Annotated in this window: 1 rRNA gene; it reads left to right on the top strand. The window is 52.4% G+C overall.

The annotated features are described in order from the left end of the window. Nucleotides 1-154 precede the first annotated feature (154 nt). Nucleotides 155-2,979 (top strand): 23S ribosomal RNA (locus ACB042_RS20065); the annotation flags it as partial.

Genomic DNA, 2,979 nt, shown 5'->3' with positions numbered 1-2,979 from the left:
TGCTCTTTAACAATCTGGAAAGCTGATTTAAAAAGTAGTTCTCAAACATTTGTTACAAGTGCTTTGGAAACTTCTTGGCGAAAACCAAATTTTATTTGGTCCTTGTTGTACAGCAACTTGAATGCCGTTTCGACGACACTTCTTGGGGTTGTATGGTTAAGTGACTAAGCGTACATGGTGGATGCCTTGGCAGTCAGAGGCGATGAAGGACGTACTAACCTGCGATAAGCTGTGAGAAGTCGGTAAGAGACGCTATTACTCACAGATTTCCGAATGGGGAAACCCACCCGAGATAACTCGGGTATCTGTTACTGAATACATAGGTAACAGAGGCGAACCGGGAGAACTGAAACATCTAAGTACCCCGAGGAAAAGAAATCAACCGAGATTCCCTCAGTAGCGGCGAGCGAACGGGGATTAGCCCTTAAGCATCTTGGAAGTTAGTGGAACGGTCCTGGAAAGGCCGGCGATACAGGGTGATAGCCCCGTACACGAAAACAACCTTGATGTGAAATCGAGTAGGGCGGGACACGTGACATCCTGTCTGAATATGGGGGGACCATCCTCCAAGGCTAAATACTCCTGACTGACCGATAGTGAACCAGTACCGTGAGGGAAAGGCGAAAAGAACCCCTGTGAGGGGAGTGAAATAGAACCTGAAACCGTGTACGTACAAGCAGTGGGAGCCCTTCGGGGTGACTGCGTACCTTTTGTATAATGGGTCAGCGACTTACATTTTGTAGCGAGGTTAACCGTATAGGGGAGCCGTAGGGAAACCGAGTCTTAACTGGGCGTCTAGTTGCAAGGTGTAGACCCGAAACCGGGTGATCTAGCCATGGGCAGGTTGAAGGTTGAGTAACATCAACTGGAGGACCGAACCCACTAACGTTGCAAAGTTAGGGGATGACCTGTGGCTGGGGGTGAAAGGCCAATCAAACTCGGAGATAGCTGGTTCTCCCCGAAAGCTATTTAGGTAGCGCCTCGGACGAATACTACTGGGGGTAGAGCACTGTTTGGGCTAGGGGGTCATCCCGACTTACCAACCCCATGCAAACTCCGAATACCAGTAAGTAATATCCGGGAGACACACGGCGGGTGCTAACGTCCGTCGTGAAGAGGGAAACAACCCAGACCGCCGGCTAAGGTCCCAAAGTTCTGGTTAAGTGGGAAACGATGTGGGAAGGCTCAGACAGCTAGGATGTTGGCTTAGAAGCAGCCATCATTTAAAGAAAGCGTAATAGCTCACTAGTCGAGTCGGCCTGCGCGGAAGATGTAACGGGGCTCAAACCAGGCACCGAAGCCGCGGATTCATACTTATGTATGAGTGGTAGGGGAGCGTTCTGTAAGTCTGCGAAGGTGTATCGAGAGGTATGCTGGAGATATCAGAAGTGCGAATGCTGACGTAAGTAACGATAAAGGGGGTGAAAAGCCTCCTCGCCGGAAGACCAAGGGTTCCTGTCCAACGTTAATCGGGGCAGGGTGAGTCGACCCCTAAGGCGAGGCCGAAAGGCGTAGTCGATGGGAAGCAGGTTAATATTCCTGCACGACTTGTAATTGCGATGGGGGGACGGAGAAGGCTAGGTGGGCCAGGCGACGGTTGTCCTGGTGAAAGTGCGTAGGTGGTGTTTCCAGGCAAATCCGGAGACACAACACTGAGACACGAGACGAACACACTACGGTGTGGAAGCCATTGATGCCCTGCTTCCAGGAAAAGCCTCTAAGCTTCAGATTACAAGTCATCGTACCCCAAACCGACACAGGTGGTCGGGTAGAGAATACCAAGGCGCTTGAGAGAACTCGGGTGAAGGAACTAGGCAAAATAGAACCGTAACTTCGGGAGAAGGTTCGCTCTTGATGGTGAAGTCCCTTGCGGATGGAGCTGTCGGGAGTCGCAGTGACCAGATGGCTGGGACTGTTTATCAAAAACACAGCACTCTGCAAACACGAAAGTGGACGTATAGGGTGTGACACCTGCCCGGTGCCGGAAGGTTAATTGATGGGGTTAGCGCAAGCGAAGCTCTTGATCGAAGCCCCGGTAAACGGCGGCCGTAACTATAACGGTCCTAAGGTAGCGAAATTCCTTGTCGGGTAAGTTCCGACCTGCACGAATGGTGTAACCATGGCCATGCTGTCTCCACCCGAGACTCAGTGAAATCGAATTCGCCGTGAAGATGCGGTGTACCCGCGGCTAGACGGAAAGACCCCGTGAACCTTTACTACAGCTTGGCACTGAACATTGAACCTACATGTGTAGGATAGGTGGGAGGCTTTGAAGGCGTGACGCCAGTTGCGCTGGAGCCGTCCTTGAAATACCACCCTTGTATGTTTGATGTTCTAACGCAGGGCCCTGAATCGGGCTCGCGGACAGTGCCTGGTGGGTAGTTTGACTGGGGCGGTCTCCTCCCAAAGAGTAACGGAGGAGCACGAAGGTTGGCTAATCCTGGTCGGACATCAGGAGGTTAGTGCAATGGCATAAGCCAGCTTAACTGCGAGACGGACAGGTCGAGCAGGTACGAAAGTAGGTCATAGTGATCCGGTGGTTCTGAATGGAAGGGCCATCGCTCAACGGATAAAAGGTACTCCGGGGATAACAGGCTGATACCGCCCAAGAGTTCATATCGACGGCGGTGTTTGGCACCTCGATGTCGGCTCATCACATCCTGGGGCTGAAGTCGGTCCCAAGGGTATGGCTGTTCGCCATTTAAAGTGGTACGCGAGCTGGGTTCAGAACGTCGTGAGACAGTTCGGTCCCTATCTGCCGTGGGCGTTGGATGATTGAAGGGAGTTGCTCCTAGTACGAGAGGACCGGAGTGAACGAACCTCTGGTGTTCGGGTTGTCACGCCAGTGGCACTGCCCGGTAGCTAAGTTCGGAATCGATAACCGCTGAAAGCATCTAAGCGGGAAGCGAGCCCTGAGATGAGTCATCCCTGACCCCTTGAGGGTCCTAAAGGGCCGTTGGAGACCACAACGTTGATAGG

Origin of the sequence: Aeromonas sp. S13(2024) (assembly GCF_041402405.1) — a bacterium.
In the GTDB taxonomy this organism is placed as follows: Bacteria; Pseudomonadota; Gammaproteobacteria; order Enterobacterales; family Aeromonadaceae; genus Aeromonas; species Aeromonas veronii.
This window is presented reverse-complemented; position numbering and strand designations above follow the sequence as displayed.